Below are 16,017 nucleotides of genomic sequence, written 5' to 3' on the forward strand. Positions count from 1 at the left end.
TCTTAGCTAGCCATCGCCCGCAACATCCAAGCCGTCTTCTCATGCACGCGCATACGATCAGAGACAAGAGCCGCCGAAGACTCGTCACCGGCATGCTGCGCGCGTTGCAGTACATCCCGGCATGTCATCACGACCTTTTCATGTCCCGCACCTAGAACCTCGACCATACGATCTGCATTAGGCACGTCTTCGACCTCGGAGATCGAGCTCAAAGTCGAGAACTGGCGATATGTACCCGGCGCGACCTGATCGAGCGAGCGTATGCGCTCCGCGATCTCGTCCACGGCCGCAGCCAACTCCGTGTACTGCTCCTCGAACATAAGATGCAACTCGCGAAAGCGCGGGCCGGTCACGTTCCAATGGAAGTTATGCGTTTGCAGATACAACGTATAAGAATCAGCGAGCAATTTTTTCAAACCTTCGCCGGTGTTCATCCGACCTTCTTCATCTATCCCGGTGTTAATCGAGCTCATATCGTTCTCCAGATGCTGAATGAGTAGGTGTGCGACTCGCTCCGGCCCGTCGGTGAGGAACGTTGCGCATTGCCTCGCTCTCTTTAGAAAGCGTTCACTGGGATCTTCAGGTACGCGGTGCCGTTATTCTCCGGCGTAGGGAGGCGCCCTCCCCGCGTATTGATCTGAAGCGCGGCGAGCATGAGCGCGGGCAGCGGTAGTTCCGCATCACGCTTGTTTCGCAAGGCCGTATACGCGGATTCGTCCATGTTCTGCAGATGCGGGTTACGCTCCCGCTGTTCGCCCACCGTGGACTCCCAGCGCGGTTCTCGCCCATCCGGCATGTAGTCATGACCGGTGAAAAGGCGAGTCTCGTCCGGCAACTCAAGAATGGCCTGGATCGAGCGATAGAGTGTGGCTGCATCGCCGCCTGGGAAATCTGCTCGTGCGGTACCGAAGTCGGGCTGGAACAGCGTGTCGTGCACGAACGCGGCATCGCCGATCACGTAGGTGATCGAGGCCAGGGTATGACCCGGCGAATACATAACCCTCGCCTCAAGCTCGCCGACAGTGAACGTGTCGCCATCGCCAAAAAGCCGATCCCACTGGTGTCCGTCAGTTTTGAAGTCGTCACCGAAGTTGTAGATCTTCTTCCAGAGCTTTTGGACGTCGATGACGTGCTCGCCGATCGCGCGCGGCGCGTCGAAAAGCCCCTGAAGATAGATCGCTGCCGAGAGATGGTCCGCATGCGGATGTGTGTCCAGAATCCAGTCGACCGTGAGCCCGCGCGACTGCACGAACGCCGCGATCTCATCGGCGGATTCCGTGCTCGTGCTCGCCGATTTCTCGTCGTAGTTCAGTACCGGGTCGATGATCGCACAGTGTTTGCTGACTGTATCGACACAGACGTACTGAACGCTGAAAGTCTTTTCGTCGAAGAATCCGACGACTTCCGGAGTGCCGCTCGCCATGGTTGTCTTCCTTCTAATCTGTGGAAACCAGAATTGCACCAACCTAAGAATCGGTTATTTGCAAATGCCTTCGGGTTCTATTATACCCTTAGGGGTATACGTCGCAAGACGGAGTAAATCATGTCGAGCAACACAAGCCATCATCGCGTCGTTGTCGCGGGCGGTGGTACAGCCGGGCTATCAGTCGCCGCCGCCCTACTGAGGCAATCGCCTCAACTTGATGTCGCTGTAATCGAGGCGAGCGACGTGCATTACTACCAGCCGGGCTGGACGCTCGTAGGTGGTGGCGACATGCGGGCCGAAGACACAAAGCGGCGCGAGGAAGAAGTTATGCCGGACAAGGCCCGCTGGATCCGGGCCACGATCAGTGCGTTCGCACCCGACGAAAATCGCGTCGAGTTGGCCTCCGGCGAGTCGGTCACCTATGACTTTTTGGTAGTGGCACTAGGCCTCCAGATCGACTGGCAAGCCATTGATGGTCTGTCCGAGACACTGGGGCGCAACGGCGTAACCTCGAACTATCGATACGACCTCGCACCCTATACCCACGAGTTGGCCCAATCGCTGACCGATGGCGCCAAGGCGTTGTTTACGCAGCCGGCTATGCCAATCAAGTGCGCCGGCGCTCCGCAGAAAGCGCTTTACTTGACCGCCGATACACTGCGCAAACGCGGGATATCGGCGGAGATCGGGTTCTATAATCAAGGCGGTGCGATGTTCGGGGTCCCCGCCTATGCACGGGAGCTCGATAAAGTTATTGCTTCGTATGGAGCGACGCCCTATTTCAAACACAATCTAGTGGCCGTGGACGGTGAAAAGCACGAAGCCACCTTTTCGACTGACGATGGGCCAGTAACGCGTGCGTTCGACATGCTCCACGTGGTGCCGCCGCAGTCTGCGCCGGACGTTATCAAGGGAAGTCCACTCGCGGGCGACGCCGGCTGGGTCACCGTCGATAAGAACCGGCTCACGCATACCCGCTACGATAATGTGCTGGCTTTGGGTGACTGCACCGACACCCCTAATGCGAAGACCATGGCCGCCGTACGCCGCCAGTTCCCAGTCGTGGTCGCTGAACTGCGCGCGGCCCTGGGGGAATCGGCTAAAAAACGTACTTACGACGGTTACGGGGCGTGCCCACTCACGGTCGCCCATGGCAAGGTCATGCTGGCCGAATTCCGCTACGGTGGTGAAGTGGTCTCTAGTTTCCCATTGGATCCGCGCACTTCGCGGCGAATGTACTGGCCAATCAAAAGCCAATTCTTCCCCGCCCTGTACTGGCAGGTCATGCTACGCGGGCTGGACTGGCACTGGCCGAAACCCAAGCCACGCCCGGATCTAACGGAATAACGTCGTGTTTGAGGTGTTTTATTTTACGCCACTGACTGCGTCGGTCGGCGGTGCGCTTATCGGCGTGGCGGCGGCATTGCTATGGATCGGAACGGGCCGTATTGCTGGCGTCTCGGGCCATTTGCACGGTGTCGTAAGGCGTCGCACGGACGACCGTATGCGGCGAGGTATGTTCCTGGTTGGCATAGTCGGCGGCGCTGTACTAATCGCCCTATTCAGCGCGAACGCCGTGCCGGAACGCACGAACTTTCCGACGCCTCTGCTCATAGCTGGCGGAGTGCTGGTTGGCATGGGCACACGATTAGGGTCAGGCTGCACCAGCGGCCACGGCGTGTGCGGAATTGGGCGCGGTTCGACGCGATCCATTGCTGCCACCCTTGTCTTCTTTATCTGCGGCGTGGTTACAGCGGTTATCACGCGACATCTTTTTACGGGCTGAGCGGATGCAGTACGTGATCACGCTAGCGTCCGGCCTGGTCTTTGGTATCGGGCTGACGATTTCTGGAATGGTGAACCCGGAGAAAGTGCTCGCTTTTCTGGATCCCGTGGGCCGGTGGGATCCGAGCCTTGCTCTGGTCATGGCCATGGCTCTCGCCGTATTCAGCCTTACGAATGCTTTCTTGGGAAAACGGATACGCCCGCTATTCGGGTCTACATTCCACCGACCCAGCTCGCTGACTATCGATCGACGATTACTATCGGGCGCCGCCCTCTTTGGAGTTGGCTGGGGGCTAGCAGGTTATTGCCCCGGACCGGCCTTGGCAGCCTTGGTATTCAACTTTCGAGAAGCCGCTATCTTTCTCCCCGCCATATTATTGGGTGGGTGGCTAGCCGATCGGTTTCTTTTGGCAACTCGTACCTAGCCGTAGCGTGACAATAGCTCCGTTGCGTACTTAAGACGCTCGCGCGCATCGGCCGCATCAAGCTTCTGGCAAGACAGCTCTCGCTCGATTACGCAGGACAGCATGTTATAGAAGGTACGGTCGAGCGCTTTGCGGGCAGCGGTCATTTGAACCGCTACGTCCTCGCATTCGGCATCACGTTCCAGCATAGCCTGCAAGCCGCGAACTTGCCCCTCGACGCGTTTCAGACGCCGAATGAGTGCGGACTTGCTGGCTTCCCATTCCTGGTCGAAAGGAAGGATGTCGGCATTTTCGGACATTGTGTTTACTAGCTAGGAAATAAGCCCTACTAAATTATACATTGACAGCCTCCTTAGTGCGTCATATCTGAATCAACCGTCTCCCTGCGGTCCGACTTATTCTCCGTAGCCGCCATGTAATTTAAGTCGCGATTGGATAGTGACGCTATATACCCCCTCCGGTATACTTCGATAAGCAGCTTCCTAGGTGAAAAGCATGGCTCTCGATCCGGAAATCCTGTCGCGAATACAGTTCGCGTTCGTGGTGTCGTTTCATATCCTGTTCCCGGCATTCACGATCGGTCTGGCGAGCTGGCTGGCGATGTGCGAAGGCATGCACCTGCTCACCGGTCGCGATGTCTTTCGCAGGCTGTATCACTTCTGGGTAAAGATCTTCGCCGTGTCGTTCGGCATGGGCGTGGTTTCCGGCATCGTGATGAGCTTTCAGTTCGGCACCAACTGGTCGGTGTTCGCGGAAGCCACCGCGCCGGTACTCGGCCCGCTGTTCTCCTACGAGGTGCTGACGGCCTTCTTCCTGGAGGCGACCTTCCTCGGGATCATGCTGTTCGGCTGGAACAAGGTCGGCCCGAAACTGCATTTCTTCGCGACCGCAATGGTCGCGATCGGCACCATGCTGTCTGCCTTCTGGATTCTGTCCGCGAATTCGTGGATGCACACGCCGGACGGCTTCGAACTGCGCGACGGTATCTTCTATCCGGTTGACTGGTGGAAGATCGTGTTCAACCCGTCGTTCCCGTACCGGCTGGTGCACATGGTGTTGGCCGCCTTCCTGACCACGGCGTTCGTGATTCTGGGCGTCGGCGCCTGGTATCGGCTCAAGGGCACGGCCCACGAGGCCTCGCGCGTGATGCTGATCATGGGTGTGGCGTTCGTATCCATCGTCACGCCGCTGCAGATCGTCGCCGGTGACTTTCACGGTTTGAAGACGCTGGAATACCAGCCGGCCAAGGTCGCTGCCATGGAAGCCCATTGGGAGACCGAAGAGGGCGCGGCCCTGGCGTTGTTCGCCTGGCCGGATGCCGAGAACGAAACCAATCACTTCGAGATCGCGGTGCCGAATCTCGCCAGCCTGATCCTCACCCACGAATGGAACGGCGAGCTGGTCGGGCTCAAAGATTTCCCGGAGAGCGAGCGTCCGCCGGTCGCGCCGATCTTCTTCTCGTTCCGGATCATGGTGGGGCTGGGCATCCTCATGTTGATTGCCGGCATGCTCGGTCTGTGGCTGGCATTTCGCGGTCGGCTGTTCGATTCGCGCCTCTATCACCGCTATCTCGTGGCGATGATTCCTTCGGGCTTCATCGCGGTGCTGGCGGGTTGGATCACCACCGAGATCGGGCGCCAGCCGTATACGGTCTATGGCCTGCTGCGCACGTCCGACTCGCTGTCGCCGGTGGCGGCGCCGAGCGTGCTGGCGACACTGATCACTTTCGTGATCGTCTACGGCATCGTCTTCGGCGCCGGGCTGTATTACATCGTGCGCGTGGTGCGTACCGGGCCCGAGAAGGCGCCTGCGCATCCGGTGCCCGATCCATATGCGACGCCGGCCCGGCCGTTGTCGTATCCCGATGAGCCGGTGGGAGAAAAACGATGAGTACGGTCGAAATCCTGCCGCTGATCTGGTTCGGGATCATTGGCTTTGGCGTGATCATGTACGTGCTGCTGGACGGCTTCGTGCTCGGCATCGGCATCCTGTCGGGCGTGGCCTATGGCGAGGCCGAGCGCGACATCATGATGAATTCGGTGGCGCCGATATGGGACGGCAACGAGACCTGGCTGGTGTTGGGCGGCGTCGCGCTGCTCGCGGCCTTCCCGCCGGCCTATACGGTGCTGCTGCCGGCGCTCTATCTGCCGCTGACCGGCATGCTGATCGCGCTGATCTTTCGCGGCGTGGCCTTCGAGTTCCGCTTCAAGGCGCGGCGCAAGTTCGGCTGGAACACGGCGTTCTTTCTCGGCTCGGTGTTGGCGACCTTCTTCCAGGGCGTGACCCTCGGCGCGATCGTGCAGGGCATCGAGGCCAACGGCGCCCAGTATGTCGGCGGCGCGTTCGACTGGTTTTCGGGCTTCACGATGCTTACCGGCACTGCACTCGTGGCCGGCTATGCACTACTGGGCGCGACCTGGGTGGTGATGAAAACCACCGGCCTGTTGCAGCGGCGCGCCTATGGCTGGTCGCGCGTACTGTTGACGGCCGTGATCGTGTTCATGGCGGTGGTGAGCATCTATGTGCCGTTCCTCGACGGCAACTATGCCGAGCGCTGGTTCGGTTTCCCGCATGCGCTGTGGCTGGTGCCGTTCCCGATCGCCGCGATCGTGGTGTCGTATTTCTTGTACTGGAGCGTGAGCCGGCGGCGGGAGTACGCGCCTTTCCTGCTTTCGTTGGCGATGTTCATCGTCGGCTATGGCGGGCTCGCGGCGAGCTTCTGGCCGCATATCATTCCGCCGCATCTGACCATATGGAACGCTGCCTCGCCGCCGGAAACACAGAGTTTTCTGCTCGTGGGCCTGGTGATCCTGTTGCCGTTCATCCTGTTCTATACGGGGTGGTCGTACTGGATATTTCGCGGCAAGGTCAGCCGTGACATGGGCTATCACTAGTCATGCGTAAAGGATTCGCCATCAGTGAAACTCCGCGACGCCTGCTCTGGTTCGTCGGCATCGGTGCCGCCAGCCTGCTGGCCTGGGGCGCGGCTGCCTTCGTGTTTCGTGAGGTGATCTTTTTCGTGCTCGAACACTAGAACTGCTGCCAGACTAGGAGGCCCAGCCTACTATTTCATGAGACCTAATTAGGTCCGCTATTGGCCGCAAGCTGACACTGGCTAACGCTTCGAAGCACTACGCTGTTCAAATGAAAGTTGGCTAATGGCGACAGAAAACGTCGACCAAAGGCCATGCGAAAGCGTCCTATAGTCGTACGACTATAATGCAGCGCGATAGTCGATCGGCGATACCAACACCTTTTTGGAATGGGACTTCAGCCGACGAGGTGAGCATCGCGATAAAGCCGCTTTTCGCCCGCGTGGCGTCGCAGCGTGTACCACAACCTATAGGTTTGGCTAGGCCCTCCGACTCATTCAATCTCGAGCACAAAGCCCGGGTCGAATCCGGCCCGCTCGTGCGGATAGCCCAACTGGTTGGATAACACCGACGTCGAGAAGCCATCGGGAGCTGTGATGTCGGTGCGTGCGGACCAGTGATTGTGGCCGTAGATCCAGGCGGTTACCCCGGCGCCCATCAGGTGCTCGAGATTGTTGTGGAAGTACGGTGCCAATGGGTGATCCCCAAACTGCGGATGAAGCAACGGCGTAGCTGCGCTCGGTGCGAAGTGGGTAATCACTACGGCGGGTGCTGCCCGATCGATCTTCGCGGCCAGCCAGCCCGTCGTTTCGTGATAGTGGCGGGAGAGCATCTCGGGTGTGATGTAGCCATCCCCGTCCCGGATTCGACGAAAATCCATCAGCATCGAACGCCCGAGTGCGGCGACCTCGGCCTTGGTGTAATGCGGGGATTCCAGCCCCGACCATAGCGTGGCGCCTAGAAATCGCACGCCATCGACCGTGACCTCGTCGTTCTCGAGGAGCGACACGTTAGGGTAAGAGGCGGCGGCTTCACGTGCCCCGTGCACCAGCGTTGTGTAGTCCTGCCCGTAGAACTCGTGGTTGCCCAACACATAAAGCACGGGGCGCTCAAAGGTATGCGCCGCCCAGTCGATACCCCGGGTTCCTACATGGATGTCGCCCGCCAGCACGAGGAGATCGCAGTCTACATCGTCGCGGATACCGGCGCGCTCGGGGACGTCGTAGAACTCAAGGTGCAGATCGGAGAGCACTCGCAGTCTCATCGCCGGCTCCATTCGGTCGTTACCGTGAGGCAATCCTCGGCGATCGACCAGACCCGACCATCGGTCGCCAGCTCAGCAATGGAGAGCGTGCCGTCCTTGGCCGCCCCCGTATCGAGCCAGCGGGTATTGGCGGATCGGGTCGGTTGCGGGAGCGGCGTGTGGCCGAACCAGACGATATCGATATTCGCGACACCGACGGTGTTCGCTTCGGCGCCGGCTGCCGACCTCAGGCGGGCGTAGCGCTCGCGTGACCAGAGCACGTGCTCAAGGGATTGCACGAAATTCCGATCGGGGTCTGTCGGCTGAATACGGTCACGCGTTACACCCCAGTCGTCGGCGATGACATCGCCGTGAATCAAACCGTGCGTTATGCCCTCGGCATCTTCGACTTCCAGCATGACGGGCAGCCGCGAAATGTCGAAATAGGCTGCTTCCTGATCTGGGATCGGCATTTGAAAAAACCACGAGCCGGCGTTCGATAGCCACTGCTGAGCCGCTGCCATATCCACCGGGGCCTGCTCCACGGTGTGGGCGCCGCGCAGCAGCATCCACTCGTGGTTACCGCGGATCGCGTGGAACCACGGTTTTAAGAGGAATTCGGAAACCCGTTCGCTCTCGGGACCGTGATCGATGAGATCGCCAAGGGAAAAAACACGGTCGGTCTTTTCATCGAATTCGACGTGAGCAAGTAGTGCCTCGAGCAGGTAGAAGCAGCCGTGGATGTCGCCGACGACGAAGTCCCGGCCTGCGGCGTTTGGTTTGAGTGACTGGACAAGAGCTTTCATGTATTCGATCCCTTCTACCGCTAGCACACATGACCGCAGCGATTATGGACCGCCCCATGGGTCAACTTCTGACCCAGCCCATAGCCACGGTCTGAAAATGCATGATCCGGTTAATATCGTGCGGCCGCGCACAACCGTATCCCGTCGCCGTGTGGAATGACCCACAGTTCGTTTGCCCGCCGGTGGCATTTATCGCCACCGATGCTTTTCAGCCTGGCACGCAATGCCCGAAATACATTAAAGTTCTTGCCTGCCAAACCGATAATGGGGCGATACGACTCGGCCGAGAAGCGAAAGGCTCGGGTGTATTAGACGTTACCCGTATCGGTAATACCGGTGTGCCACAACCGATGAGATCGTCATCAACGGCAAACCCATACCCGATGAGCAGCGTCGCGCCTTGCTGACGCAGATAATGTCCGGCTTTGCGGGCGCTGCTAGCCCGAGCTCGCGCTAAACGGTCGCCGCTTATAACTCGAACAATCGCGCGACGTCCGCGCTTTAAAAAGGGGGTTTTCCCGGTGTCAACCAAAATCGTGATCGCGGCAGTTGTCTGCGTTCTTTCATCCGGCGTTGCGTTCTCGCAATCTCAGCAAGTACTGGCCGATCAGGCTGAGCGCCAGCTATGCGATGCCGCATACGATTCCGCTGAGCGGGCAATGGCGTCCAGGCAGTCTGGCGTCGACTTGCCCACAGCTCTCAGGCGGGATGAAGAAGCGATCAATCAGCGCACTGATCTTGATCCCGAACTCAAACGGCTAATGACGAACTTCACAAAGTTCGTGGTATCGGAGGCGTATACCAAACCGGTCGTGTCTGATCGCAACGCTAAGATCCGAGCAATCGATATCTATCGGAATACCAGTTTCAACGCCTGTATACAGGGCTGACGATAGACGCGACGGGTTGGTGGTGGCAGCGTCCAATTGGACTTGTCCGGATTCCTATGCACTTCTGGCCTGCTATTGGACTCGGCGGGTTCCGCAACGTCCTGAAACCACATAGGAGGGCTAGAGACCAACGGCAATCAACCCCGCTAGTTCAGACCGGACAGGTTCCGGCTTTACGATGCTTACGATCTGGGCCGACGCCATGCGACTGATCGATGCTCATTCGTTCTGCTGGGTCCTGGCCAATCGTAGGCAAAACTGTCTGCTGACCCGGGCAAGTCGAACTCAAACAGATGCAAACCGGTGTGGAAATCGCTCAGCCCGCCACGATCCTTTCCAGAATTCCTGCGTCGTCGTTTTTTGGATTGCCAACTCGCCGGCCAATGGGCCATGCCTGATATGTCTTGTGGCGTTCGTCGTTCAACACCTCATGCGCACGGTCGACATCAAGGTCCGGATCGATCCAGTGCCGGGCACCTTCCGCCGTGAGCGCCTGAGGCTGGCGATCGTGGATGTGGTCGATATCGTCGTTCGGCTGCCCGGTGAGGATGGCGAACGTGACCTGACCGGCTGCGGCATGGTCTAGCGACAGACGTGACGCCTTCGACCAGATGCCCGCGAAGAAAAAAGGATGGCCGTCGCTGGGGCGAATCGCATACGGCTGTTTAGCGTCGCTGTTGCGTTGCCACTCGATCCAGTAGTCCGCGGCGACGAGACAGCGCTGCTGTTCAAAGGATCGCGCAAACAGCTTCTTTTCGCCGGCGGTCTCAGACCGCGCGTTGATAGGCGACAGCTTTGTGTCCGTCGCCCAGTTCGGCACGAACCCCCACCAGGCGGGACCGAGCGTGGTGTTGCCGTCATCCGGGTTCACCAGTCCAACGAGCTGAAACGTACCCGGCGGCCGGTTGTAGCGCGCACTGTCCTCGAGTTGAGGCGAGACCATCGCATCGATGATCGCGGCGTATTGCTCCGCAGCGCTGTACCGACCATAGCGTCCACACATATGGCGAGCATAGCGCGCAACGATCGCCTTGCGAACTGTACACACATACAGTCATTATCGTCCGATGCCCAATCCCGGACATTCACCTCGCGCGTACTATTTTCCGCTCGTGAGCGACCACTGGCGTGTCGCGTTGCGACCCATTCTCGGCACGTATCAATACGCCGCGCGTATGCAGCGTCGAATCGATGACGGCTGGTACAACACTGGGCCGACCGCGCGTGGGCGGAGCATCCCAGCTGCGCTCGGCGCACTTGTGCGCGGTTATCGCGATGTCGCCGACGGCATTGAAGCGGCGTATCTGTTTGAAGGCGTAACGGCGATCGAAGACGGCTGCCCGGGGTGCCGGTACGCGCACCCTCATATCTCCGAGCGCCGAGACCGCCTCGCGCATATGCACTGCCCGATCTGCACTTGCTTCATCGCGCGATAACACGCCCGGGCGATGGCACGGCCACGGAGGCGCTGACAGCGCCACCGGCGTTTTCGCGAGACATCTCCGCACCGGCTATTCGACGACCGCCAGCGGCAGATAGCGTGTCAATGCGCGGCAGCTGTCGCGAACTACCCTTGAAGCGGGACCTTGGTGGTCGAACGCCCGTCTATCATGAGGACGCGGCTAAGTTGCCAGACTACTTTGCACCCAGCGGGGGTTCTACCCCGTTTCGGCGGACGGTTGAGAACCCCTGCCGCATTGTGGAGCGTTGAACTCGCTCGATTATCGAGCGGCCGGTGTGGGCACCAAAGCGAGCAACCTGGGTGCCAACCACCCCGAACGGGGCAACTGCCGCGTTACCCACTCCCTACGCTCCACCTCAGACAAGAGCTCGGCATCGCGCGCTAAAACCTCGACGACATCGGCCAATGCTGATCCGAAGGGGTCAATCTGATCGCTGCAGATGTCGAATGCAAGAATGAGAGAACGTTTCAGACTTCGACTGCCGCCCCCCAACAATAGAGCCTTGGCTTTATCAGGAGACACATTCCATACAAACGGTGCGAACATGTACTGAGCCCCCCGCTCCTCTAGCCAAGGGACGAGTGCATCAATCAATTCAGCGTGGAGGTCGGGCGCGATACGAACCCACCACCCATACAACTCATCGGGCCGGCTTTGCCATTGCTTCAACAAGGCAAGCTGGTAGTTCGTTGGCAGTGAGACGAAGTTCTGGCATACAAACATATGCGCATCGGCCGAGATAGCGTCCACAAACGCTGCCGCGTTCGATCGGTCGAAGAGCGTCTTTCGAAGCGCCGTGCCCCGCACCATCGCCAACCCTATGAACGATCGCTTGGCCTGCGCATTCAACACTTCATTTTTAGCCAAACTAGCGACGGCTTCCGTAAAGGATAGGAGCACGGGTGTCAGATCGCCCGAGACCTGGCCCAGCCGATGCTCCACGATCTCGCGAGCCCACTCATGATTAAAGACAAACGCCCACCAGTCATCCGGCACCCTCGCTTCGTCGGTCACACAACGCACCAGTGCATCGGGAATCAATACGCCAGGCGCATCGACCTCCAATGGAGCCAATACATCAACCACTTGCCGTGCCTGTCGGACCAGTAATCGGTCCGAGGGCGCCAACTCGGAAAGGCTGCGATCGGCGTCGAAAGAGGTCACTGCGAACGTCCAATCAGGCGCATCGAACTTCCGAACCCAACCAGGGAAATAGGCAGCCCATTCCTCGGGTATTTCCGTAACTTGAGGCGTAGTCAGGCTCCATGCCCAACACACCGCCTGCCAAGCAGATCGGTCAGTATTGATCGATGTCCAGGCCTGCGGCGGCATATACACGTCGTCGCCGTTCAATCGCTCAATAACCCGAGCGCCGAGGTGTTCAAGCACCTCCGCATCCGGCGTTGTGTCCGACATGTCGCGAAAACCGACCGCGCAAAATAACGCCTCGGCCGCTCCGATGCTCGCGGCATCACCCGACCCCGCCGTCATCAAGCGCCGACACACATCGTTCAACTCGCCGACTTTCAGCAACGCGAGCGCGTCATCCACGACGGGGCGTCGGGTTGCGTCGAAATACAGGTGGCCCCACGCCGTGTGTGGGTGTTGAATGATCTGCTGTAGAAGTTCGTCCCGCGCGACCAGATGAGCGAGGAGCTTCGGGCGTAGCTGCCATTCAGCCAAATGATTTTGAAGCAAAAATTCTGTATCGCTTAGATCGGAACGCGGCGACTCACTCAATCGATGTTTTATCTGCTCGGCGAACACGCGGCGCTTGTCGCCGTCCGCTTCCTGCGCGATCGCTTCGATGAGATCATCCGATTCGCCCGGGTGACGACTCGCGCTTGAAATGCCTCGCCAGGATCTTGCATCGATCGAGCGCCCCCACGGCACGTGGGCTGCCATGAGCCATTCGACGACGATCGCTTTGAAATCGGCGCGCACGTCCGGCCTCGAATCACCGATCAATTCAAGAAGCCGGCCGCCTGCGATACGCTCACTCATTCTTGGCAGGTTGCGGCTGCCGAATCGGTGCGCGAAACGACAGATCGCAATCAGATCGGCGGGCGTATCAACCAGGTTTTGCTCCCCGGATTCGGCCAGCCACCGTTCGAGATGTTGCGGGTCAAACCCTGGGCCCTGCGCCCCGAGTCGTCGATCAATCCACTGAAGCAGGCGCGAGCGCCAGTCGGCGTGTAACTGCCAACGGTATTGCTTGAGCTTGCCCTCGCCGAAGAAGGGTCCTGACTGGGTCAGCCGCAACCTCGCGCGTTCATCGGTCGAGGCCGTCTGATAGGTCCAGCTGTATTCGCTCATCGATTGCCGGTCGTCCGGTGCCTGAAATTCGAAGGGCGCACACACGAGTACGGCGCACTCCGGATGTTTGTGTGCCAGTGCCAAAGCGTCGCGCTCGCCCGCGGAATCGCTAACGTATAGGCACACGGCTTGCGCCTGCGCGAGCGGTTCGCGCGCGGAAGCTACAGTTGAAGCGGTTCGGCACGCGTACGGCGAGTGCCGTTTGAGACGCTCCCAGAAAAGGGTACGCCCGGTGCCCGACGAGACATGCAGCCACGTAACGCCCGGCGCCAGCGCCCCAGTGCGTAAGCCCCTCACTGGCGATCCGAACCAGGTTCGAATCTCTGTGTCGGGGTCGTCGCCAGCAGAGGTTGTCCAATACCCAATATCGCACGGCGACTCCCGCGTAAGATCGAGCGGCTTGAGCTCCGGGAAATCGTCGAAAGAATAGATCGCGCGGCCGCGGTCAGCCGCATGGAGCCCCAGGTCTTTCGATGAACACTCGAGAAAAGCAGTGAGCTTTTCGACAAACGCATCACGCTTTAGCCACCAGTCAGTTCGACCACGGTCGAGTTCGCCGAGCTTTACCCCCAACGAGCGTGGCTTGGGCCAATCCTGATCTGGAAACCGTTCGCATAGCTGCGCGCCGAGTTCATCGAACGACACCACGTTGTGGTTCGCCATTGCCTGTCTGACTAATCCCATAGCATCTCCCGGTTGCGCATCGAACTATATCGTCGAAACGGCGAGAATGCATTGATTACTGCACCGATGCATTGCATTGCATTTTAATTGCATTGCTGTAGCGCGCATTCCAAAGTGCGATTGCGATCACGCACTACCAAAAAGGAACCACGCTATGGAAATTCAATTCTTAGGCCCGCTCGGCAAAGTCACGGGATCCTGCGCCTGGATGCGCGACACGGCCAGGAACTGGAGCTTTCTTGTCGATTGCGGCATTCAGCAAAGCGAGGCCACCGCGAAAAGTTGGAACGCCGGAGACCATTGGCCTTTCGAACCGAGCGATCTCAAGTTCGTCCTGCTCACACATGCGCATGTCGACCACTGCGGCCTGATACCCGAGCTCTATAAACGCGGCTTCTCGGGCACGGTCTATTGCACAAAGGAAACGGAAGAACTCGCGACGCTATTGCTCAAGGACGCGGCGAGTTTCCCTGACACGCCGTATGCGCTCGAAGATGTCGACCGCGTGCGGTGGCATACCCCGAACGGCGATACGCGGTTTGGCGCCTATCACCCGGTCGACGATGATCTGTTCATCCGCTTTTTTCCCAGTGGTCACATCATTGGCTCGACCAGCATCACGGTGCTGTGGGGCCCGCCCGGCGGCGATCAACGCAGCATCGTGTTCTCTGGTGACATCGGGCCCGGCTCGAAAGATCACGAAGTCCTTCCATTCCTGCGCCCTCGCCAGCATCCAGCGCCAGCCGATTTCGCAGTGCTCGAATCCACTTATGGCGACAAGAACAGATGCGTTGAACAACGATCGCCCGAGGCCCGTCGCAACCGGCTACGCGCCCTGCTCGATCGCGTACTCGAATCAAACGGGACCGCCGCGATCACTGCCTTCGCCGTCGGGCGCACCCAGGACATCATGTTCGACCTGCATCACATCGTCGCGAACGCCCCAGACCAGTACGGTGCGATCGATTTCGTTCTGGATTCACCCAGCGCGCTTGCGGTGAATGACATAACCCTGCGTGCGCTGCGTAAGACGCAGACTGTCCAACATACGGGCAAGACGTTCTCAAGTTGGCTCGGCAAGCAGGTCTTTCGAGAGCTCGAACTCGATCACAAAAACCCCGACGATGTTCGGTCAGCTCTGGCGATATGCGAGATGGCTCTCGGCACCGACCGACTTGCCGCCAAGAAGATACTGGCGGGTAACGCGGTCGCTCGCGCCTGGCGACCCCTCTTCCGAGTAGCCGAAGACCGAAACGAAGAGATTCGCCAAACCGGCAACCGGCCCAGAGTTGTCTTGATGACTTCCGGAATGGGCGATGGCGGACCGGCCGCACACTGGCTGCCATCGCTCGCACGTCACCCGCGTAACCTGATCGCGCCCAGTGGTTACTGCGCCCCGTCGTCAGCCTGCGGGAAATTTCTCGAGGTGATGAATAGTTCGCCCGGCGATCGTGCACTCCGTAACGATGAGATCCACTGGGCACAACCGAATGGCGGCCACGTCGCAAGCCTACCGGTCAGCGAAATCAAGGCGGAAGTCCAGCGTCTTGACGGGTATTCGGCACATGGAGACCAATCCGACTTGGTGAACTGGTTATTCCATACGTTCAAGGAAGAGACCGACCAAGTGATGGCGCCAACCGTGTTTCTTCAACATGGCGAAGATCGGCAGCGTCGCGCTTTGGAAGATGCGCTCCTACGCCGCGCAGACGATTGGGGTCTCAATGTCGATATCTTAAGACCCCATGACCCTGACGTATGGCATGACCTCGAACACGCCGCAAATACGACGGTTGGTCGCGAAGAACGTGACCGGATTCGGCGGCAAATCCAAGCGCTAGAAAATCAGCTATCCACGATGTAGCGCCAGGGAAGTTAGAGCCACCGTCAGACGTTTACATCCCGGAACAGCTCCAGTATGTCGACTGCGCCATGAAGAGGCGCCGCAAAGTGCGAGTCAAAGCTTTGCGGCGCTTCTCCTAAAGCATGCGTCGATCTTTTAACGCTATTGGAACTTTTTCAGGTCTTGGCTAGACGCTAGAAAAACATTTAATAGAGCGCGCTCGCGCTCCGCTACAGATAAGTTCTCGTATCAAGGCCCGCCCA

At 59.1% G+C, this 16,017-nt stretch carries 16 protein-coding genes; 9 read left to right on the top strand and 7 right to left on the bottom strand.

The features are described 5' to 3' along the window. Positions 1 to 2: 2 nt before the first annotated feature. Together S4A8_RS03075 and S4A8_RS03080 are read right to left on the bottom strand one after the other, a co-directional pair. On the bottom strand, positions 3 to 473 hold the full coding sequence (locus S4A8_RS03075) for a Dps family protein (RefSeq protein WP_353162959.1): 471 nt from the start codon (positions 471 to 473) through the stop codon (positions 3 to 5). Between the two features lie 83 nt (positions 474 to 556). Continuing rightward, on the bottom strand, positions 557 to 1,423 hold the full coding sequence (locus S4A8_RS03080; RefSeq protein WP_353162961.1) for an MBL fold metallo-hydrolase: 867 nt from the start codon (positions 1,421 to 1,423) through the stop codon (positions 557 to 559). 120 nt (positions 1,424 to 1,543) lie between these two features. Between S4A8_RS03080 and S4A8_RS03085 the strand changes: the two genes are divergently transcribed. From S4A8_RS03085 to S4A8_RS03095, 3 genes are read left to right on the top strand one after another with little or no spacing between them, the layout of a single operon-like run. Then, positions 1,544 to 2,773 carry an NAD(P)/FAD-dependent oxidoreductase gene (locus S4A8_RS03085; protein ID WP_353162964.1) on the top strand — a complete coding sequence of 410 codons (1,230 nt, stop codon included), beginning with the start codon at positions 1,544 to 1,546 and terminating at the stop codon, positions 2,771 to 2,773. 4 nt (positions 2,774 to 2,777) lie between these two features. Next, complete coding sequence (locus tag S4A8_RS03090; RefSeq protein ID WP_353162967.1) at positions 2,778 to 3,212, top strand: YeeE/YedE family protein; 435 nt, start codon at positions 2,778 to 2,780, stop codon at positions 3,210 to 3,212. A 4-nt stretch (positions 3,213 to 3,216) separates the two neighbouring features. Further along, positions 3,217 to 3,636, top strand: coding sequence for a DUF6691 family protein (locus tag S4A8_RS03095; RefSeq protein ID WP_353162969.1), 420 nt, complete (start codon positions 3,217 to 3,219; stop codon positions 3,634 to 3,636). On the opposite strand, the gene S4A8_RS03100 is transcribed toward S4A8_RS03095, so the two are convergent. Beyond that, entirely contained in the window at positions 3,633 to 3,935 is a 303-nt protein-coding gene (locus S4A8_RS03100) for a metal-sensing transcriptional repressor (RefSeq protein ID WP_209065014.1), read from the bottom strand. The genes S4A8_RS03095 and S4A8_RS03100 overlap by 4 nt on opposite strands. Positions 3,936 to 4,131: 196 nt before the next feature. Here S4A8_RS03100 and S4A8_RS03105 point away from each other — a divergent pair, with 196 nt between their 5' ends. The 3 genes from S4A8_RS03105 to S4A8_RS03115 are packed head-to-tail and all read left to right on the top strand — an operon-like array spanning position 4,132 to position 6,670. Then, positions 4,132 to 5,526 (top strand): cytochrome ubiquinol oxidase subunit I, encoded by a 1,395-nt coding sequence (locus S4A8_RS03105; protein ID WP_353180946.1) that lies wholly within the window; start codon positions 4,132 to 4,134, stop codon positions 5,524 to 5,526. Then, positions 5,523 to 6,530 (top strand): cytochrome d ubiquinol oxidase subunit II, encoded by a 1,008-nt coding sequence (cydB, locus tag S4A8_RS03110; RefSeq protein ID WP_353180945.1) that lies wholly within the window; start codon positions 5,523 to 5,525, stop codon positions 6,528 to 6,530. Before S4A8_RS03105 ends, cydB begins: the two co-directional genes overlap by 4 nt. A gap of 2 nt (positions 6,531 to 6,532) precedes the next feature. Beyond that, positions 6,533 to 6,670, top strand: coding sequence for a DUF2474 family protein (locus S4A8_RS03115; protein ID WP_353180944.1), 138 nt, complete (start codon positions 6,533 to 6,535; stop codon positions 6,668 to 6,670). Positions 6,671 to 7,002: 332 nt separating this feature from the next. Here the strand turns inward: S4A8_RS03115 and S4A8_RS03120 are convergent, their stop codons facing one another. Beyond that, positions 7,003 to 7,761, bottom strand: coding sequence for a metallophosphoesterase (locus S4A8_RS03120; protein WP_353218986.1), 759 nt, complete (start codon positions 7,759 to 7,761; stop codon positions 7,003 to 7,005). 8 nt (positions 7,762 to 7,769) lie between these two features. Further along, entirely contained in the window at positions 7,770 to 8,558 is a 789-nt protein-coding gene (locus S4A8_RS03125; RefSeq protein ID WP_353218987.1) for a metallophosphoesterase, read from the bottom strand. Positions 8,559 to 9,079: 521 nt separating this feature from the next. Here S4A8_RS03125 and S4A8_RS03130 point away from each other — a divergent pair. Further along, positions 9,080 to 9,448 carry a hypothetical protein gene (locus tag S4A8_RS03130; RefSeq protein ID WP_353218988.1) on the top strand — a complete coding sequence of 123 codons (369 nt, stop codon included), beginning with the start codon at positions 9,080 to 9,082 and terminating at the stop codon, positions 9,446 to 9,448. Between the two features lie 316 nt (positions 9,449 to 9,764). On the opposite strand, the gene S4A8_RS03135 is transcribed toward S4A8_RS03130, so the two are convergent. Further along, positions 9,765 to 10,496 carry an SOS response-associated peptidase gene (locus S4A8_RS03135; RefSeq protein WP_353218989.1) on the bottom strand — a complete coding sequence of 244 codons (732 nt, stop codon included), beginning with the start codon at positions 10,494 to 10,496 and terminating at the stop codon, positions 9,765 to 9,767. 64 nt (positions 10,497 to 10,560) lie between these two features. Between S4A8_RS03135 and S4A8_RS03140 the strand changes: the two genes are divergently transcribed. Next, complete coding sequence (locus S4A8_RS03140; RefSeq protein ID WP_353218990.1) at positions 10,561 to 10,884, top strand: hypothetical protein; 324 nt, start codon at positions 10,561 to 10,563, stop codon at positions 10,882 to 10,884. Positions 10,885 to 11,169: 285 nt separating this feature from the next. Here S4A8_RS03140 and S4A8_RS03145 read toward each other — a convergent pair whose 3' ends face one another. Then, complete coding sequence (locus tag S4A8_RS03145; protein ID WP_353218991.1) at positions 11,170 to 13,890, bottom strand: hypothetical protein; 2,721 nt, start codon at positions 13,888 to 13,890, stop codon at positions 11,170 to 11,172. Between the two features lie 175 nt (positions 13,891 to 14,065). Here S4A8_RS03145 and S4A8_RS03150 point away from each other — a divergent pair, with 175 nt between their 5' ends. Beyond that, positions 14,066 to 15,775, top strand: a complete 1,710-nt coding sequence (locus tag S4A8_RS03150; protein ID WP_353218992.1) for an MBL fold metallo-hydrolase — start codon at positions 14,066 to 14,068, stop codon at positions 15,773 to 15,775. Positions 15,776 to 16,017 lie beyond the last annotated feature (242 nt).

The sequence above is a fragment of the Salinisphaera sp. S4-8 genome (assembly GCF_040361235.1).
Taxonomy (GTDB): Bacteria; Pseudomonadota; Gammaproteobacteria; order Nevskiales; family Salinisphaeraceae; genus Salinisphaera.

Excerpts from the sequence above, each read along its gene's own strand:
- S4A8_RS03125 (WP_353218987.1), bottom strand. The coding sequence starts at position 8,558 with ATGAAAGCTCTTGTCCAGTCACTCAAACCAAACGCCGCAGGCCGGGAC.
- S4A8_RS03075 (WP_353162959.1), bottom strand. The coding sequence starts at position 473 with ATGAGCTCGATTAACACCGGGATAGATGAAGAAGGTCGGATGAACACC.
- S4A8_RS03085 (WP_353162964.1), top strand. The coding sequence starts at position 1,544 with ATGTCGAGCAACACAAGCCATCATCGCGTCGTTGTCGCGGGCGGTGGT.
- cydB (WP_353180945.1), top strand. The coding sequence starts at position 5,523 with ATGAGTACGGTCGAAATCCTGCCGCTGATCTGGTTCGGGATCATTGGC.
- S4A8_RS03095 (WP_353162969.1), top strand. The coding sequence starts at position 3,217 with ATGCAGTACGTGATCACGCTAGCGTCCGGCCTGGTCTTTGGTATCGGG.
- S4A8_RS03150 (WP_353218992.1), top strand. The coding sequence starts at position 14,066 with ATGGAAATTCAATTCTTAGGCCCGCTCGGCAAAGTCACGGGATCCTGC.
- S4A8_RS03115 (WP_353180944.1), top strand. The coding sequence starts at position 6,533 with ATGCGTAAAGGATTCGCCATCAGTGAAACTCCGCGACGCCTGCTCTGG.
- S4A8_RS03145 (WP_353218991.1), bottom strand. The coding sequence starts at position 13,890 with ATGGCGAACCACAACGTGGTGTCGTTCGATGAACTCGGCGCGCAGCTA.
- S4A8_RS03080 (WP_353162961.1), bottom strand. The coding sequence starts at position 1,423 with ATGGCGAGCGGCACTCCGGAAGTCGTCGGATTCTTCGACGAAAAGACT.
- S4A8_RS03105 (WP_353180946.1), top strand. The coding sequence starts at position 4,132 with ATGGCTCTCGATCCGGAAATCCTGTCGCGAATACAGTTCGCGTTCGTG.
- S4A8_RS03100 (WP_209065014.1), bottom strand. The coding sequence starts at position 3,935 with ATGTCCGAAAATGCCGACATCCTTCCTTTCGACCAGGAATGGGAAGCC.